Annotated in this window: 4 protein-coding genes and 2 tRNA genes; all 6 read left to right on the forward strand. The window is 56.5% G+C overall.

Annotation, left to right across the window (positions count from 1 at the left end):
- Position 1: 1 nt before the first annotated feature.
- Positions 2-93 (forward strand) — tRNA-Ser (locus tag Q0G18_RS09320).
- Positions 94-154: 61 nt separating this feature from the next.
- Positions 155-247: transfer RNA gene (locus Q0G18_RS09325), tRNA-Ser, on the forward strand.
- A gap of 303 nt (positions 248-550) precedes the next feature.
- Entirely contained in the window at positions 551-1,090 is a 540-nt protein-coding gene (locus tag Q0G18_RS09330; RefSeq protein ID WP_297152411.1) for a hypothetical protein, read from the forward strand.
- 301 nt (positions 1,091-1,391) lie between these two features.
- On the forward strand, positions 1,392-1,685 hold the full coding sequence (rpsF, locus tag Q0G18_RS09335) for a 30S ribosomal protein S6 (RefSeq protein ID WP_158049122.1): 294 nt from the start codon (positions 1,392-1,394) through the stop codon (positions 1,683-1,685).
- A 53-nt stretch (positions 1,686-1,738) separates the two neighbouring features.
- On the forward strand, positions 1,739-2,233 hold the full coding sequence (gene ssb, locus Q0G18_RS09340) for a single-stranded DNA-binding protein (RefSeq protein ID WP_297152418.1): 495 nt from the start codon (positions 1,739-1,741) through the stop codon (positions 2,231-2,233).
- An 11-nt stretch (positions 2,234-2,244) separates the two neighbouring features.
- Positions 2,245-2,414: 30S ribosomal protein S18 (rpsR, locus tag Q0G18_RS09345; protein WP_297152421.1), on the forward strand; the 170-nt coding region annotated here is incomplete at its 3' end.

Here is a 2,414-nt window from a genome sequence, read left to right on the forward strand (position 1 = left end):
CGGAGAGATGTCCGAGCTGGCCGAAGGAGCACGATTGGAAATCGTGTATGCCCCAAAAGGGTATCTGGGGTTCGAATCCCCATCTCTCCGCCAGAAAAAGTAACGCGCTTCGGCGCGTTTCACATATCAGGGGCATAAGCCCCACACCCCATGCGGAGGGGTGGCAGAGTGGTTGAATGCGGCGGTCTCGAAAACCGTTTTGCCCGTAACCCGGGTAACGAGGGTTCGAATCCCTCCTCCTCCGCCACGAAGTAATGAGCCCTCGCAATCGCGGGGGCTTTTCATATCTCGGGAACTCCCCGGGGATTCGAACCGATGAGGTGGAATTCCGTTAAGAAAACGTGCCAGTGGCACGTTTTTAGGAATTCGCCCGACCGAGCTTGCGAGGGAGGGGTGCGGGTTCGCGAAGCGGACGCGCGAATCCCTCCTCCTCCGCCACGAAATTATGAGCCCTCGCAATCGCGGGGGCTTTTTCTGTGCTCCCCTCCCCAAAGCGAATACGGTGGACTACACTGTGACAATCGATTATCGAAAGCAAAGGAGCGACCTTATGGCCGATCGCACTGTTGAAAACTCATCTGAGGAAGTCCCCGAGATTCCGGAGATGCTCGAAAACGTGCTCCTGTTCGCGCTCGACGAGGCGAAGGAGAAGATGGAGGAGGGCGCTGAGCTCGTTCCGTTCACGACGCTCGTCGTTAAGGAGAACCTGTTCATCGAGTCGCATCCGGGCGATTCCTCCGAGGAATGCTACAACCTCGCGCAGCATACGGTGGAAGGCGCACGCGGCGCGGACGCGTATGCGTTCTGCTATGACGGCTACGTCGAGACCGACGATGGCACGAAAGACGTTATCATCGCGGAAGGCGGCGTGCCGGGCGCAGAGGACGGCTATGCGGTTGGCTACCTTTATACCGTCGATGATGAGGGCGGCTACACCTTCGAGGAAGAGGCGGCCTACATCGGTGAGGCCCCGAACTTTATGGCGAAACTCAAGAGCGGGGTCGACTACGGCGAGGACGAAATCGACGAGAAGTATCTGACGGAAGTCGACGAGGATCCTTCGACGGGAATCGACACCGACGGAGAATAATTCCTCCTCTTAGATTGAATTTCTGCGAGAGCCTCGTGCATTTGCACGGGGCTTTCGTTTTCGTTTTGGGAGAACTCGCATCGAAATTCGAGAAGGAATCGGGAAGGTTTCTGCCAGGTTTGCATGCTAGGATGCCCCAAAACGAGCTCGGCGGCTCGAGAAGATGTGTGGTTCAGGTGATGGGAGACAGCTTTAGTCTACCCGAAGCAGGAAGCCTACGTTAATATAAACAGGCTATATCCTGCTCTGGGTGAATGCCTTCACCAGACCCAGAGCCGTAAAGTCCAAAGGAGGTGAGCTGATGAAGGCTTACGAACTGCTGTTTTTCGTCGCCCCGACCATTTCCGACGAAGATCGCGTTGCCGTCATGAAGCGAATCGAGACCACGATCGCTGAGGGCGCAGGCAAGGTTGACAACGTCGACGAGTGGGGCAAGCGCAAACTTGCTTATGAGATCAATGGTCTGACCGACGGTGATTACACTCTCGTCAATTTCCACGCTGATCCTCAGAACGTTGCCGAGCTCGATCGCGTTCTGCGCATCAACGATGCTGTGGTCCGCCACATGATCGTGAAGCGCGAAGACCGCGACTAACTGGAGCTTAATGGGCGCCTTTGGCGTCCGGCACATGGGAAGAGGCAAGAATTATGAGCATCAACAGAGTTATCATCAGCGGTAATTTGACTCGCGACCCTGAGCTTCGCAGCACTGCGGGTGGCACTTCCGTTCTCGGTTTCGGCGTGGCGGTCAACGACCGTCGTAAGAACCAGCAGACCGGCGAGTGGGAGGACTACCCCAACTTCATCGATTGCACCATGTTCGGCGCTCGCGCCGACGCCTTGAACAAATACTTGTCCAAGGGTACGAAGGTCACAATCGAGGGTAAGCTGCGCTGGAGCCAGTGGGAACGCGACGGGCAGAAGCGCTCCAAGATCGAAGTGATCGTGGACGAGCTTGAGTTCATGTCGAGCCGCAACAGCGATGCACAGTATTCTTCCGGTCAGAGCTATGGGCAACAAGGCGGCTATCAGCCTGCATCTCAGGCGAGCTACCAATCTGCTCCGCAGGCGAGCTACCAGCCCCAGTCGGCACCGACGATCGATGCCTCTTCTTCTGTCTACGATGAAGACATCCCGTTCTAAGGAAGAGTAAGTTGAAGAAAACGTCAGATTACGCGAAGCAGCCGCGTCGCAAGTTCTGCCAGTTCTGCAAGGACGATGTTGAGTACATCGACTACAAGGACACGCAGATGCTGCGCAAGTATGTGACCGACCGCGGAAAGATCAAGCCGCGCCGCGTGACGGGTGCCTGCACCCAGCATCA

The sequence above is a fragment of the uncultured Ellagibacter sp. genome, from assembly GCF_934636505.1.
Classification (GTDB): Bacteria; Actinomycetota; Coriobacteriia; order Coriobacteriales; family Eggerthellaceae; genus Ellagibacter.

Bases quoted from the DNA above. Each gene is read 5' to 3' on its own strand.
- Q0G18_RS09330 (WP_297152411.1), top strand. From the start codon at position 551: ATGGCCGATCGCACTGTTGAAAACTCATCTGAGGAAGTCCCCGAGATT.
- rpsF (WP_158049122.1), top strand. From the start codon at position 1,392: ATGAAGGCTTACGAACTGCTGTTTTTCGTCGCCCCGACCATTTCCGAC.
- ssb (WP_297152418.1), top strand. From the start codon at position 1,739: ATGAGCATCAACAGAGTTATCATCAGCGGTAATTTGACTCGCGACCCT.